2 tRNA genes and 2 rRNA genes are annotated in these 756 nt (G+C 47.5%); all 4 read right to left on the reverse strand.

Annotation, left to right across the window (positions count from 1 at the left end):
* Positions 1 to 99: ribosomal RNA gene (locus BZK42_RS27960) — 23S ribosomal RNA — on the reverse strand; the annotation flags it as partial.
* 208 nt (positions 100 to 307) lie between these two features.
* Positions 308 to 383 (reverse strand) — tRNA-Ala (locus tag BZK42_RS27965).
* Positions 384 to 491: 108 nt separating this feature from the next.
* Positions 492 to 568 (reverse strand) — tRNA-Ile (locus tag BZK42_RS27970).
* A 71-nt stretch (positions 569 to 639) separates the two neighbouring features.
* A 16S ribosomal RNA gene (locus tag BZK42_RS27975) occupies positions 640 to 756 on the reverse strand; the annotation flags it as partial.

The following is a 756-nucleotide window of genomic DNA, read 5'->3' on the forward strand; positions in this document are numbered from 1 at the left end:
ACGGTTCATATCACCTTACCGACGCTTATCGCAGATTAGCACGTCCTTCATCGCCTCTGACTGCCAGGGCATCCACCGTGTACGCTTAGTCGCTTAACCTCACAACCCGAAGATGTTTCGTAAAACACTTCAGTGTTGCGAAAATTTGAGAGACTCGGACACACCGCTTTTCATTTCTTGTTTACGGAGAAATGAAACAGTGTGTCGTTTCAATTTTCAGCTTGATCCAGATTTTTAAAGAGCAAAACTTCGCAGTGAACCTTTTCAGGTACACTCTGAAGTTTTCTTGTGTTTTTGCAGTAAAGGATGGTGGAGCTATGCGGGATCGAACCGCAGACCTCCTGCGTGCAAAGCAGGCGCTCTCCCAGCTGAGCTATAGCCCCATCGTAGTTAAATCTCGTTTAACCTTAATTTCTGTTGAGGCAAGGTGTGGTGACGCGAAGCATACTGAAGTATGTGAGCGTCGCCGCAACGCAGCATCAGCAGAAATTTGGTAGGCCTGAGTGGACTTGAACCACCGACCTCACCCTTATCAGGGGTGCGCTCTAACCACCTGAGCTACAAGCCTGCAGAGATTTTCTTACTGCTAATTTTCATCAGACAATCTGTGTGAGCACTACAAAGAACGTTTCTTTAAGGTAAGGAGGTGATCCAACCGCAGGTTCCCCTACGGTTACCTTGTTACGACTTCACCCCAGTCATGAATCACAAAGTGGTAAGCGCCCTCCCGAAGGTTAAGCTACCTACTTCTTTTGC

This window comes from Citrobacter braakii, from assembly GCF_002075345.1.
Taxonomy (GTDB): Bacteria; Pseudomonadota; Gammaproteobacteria; order Enterobacterales; family Enterobacteriaceae; genus Citrobacter; species Citrobacter braakii.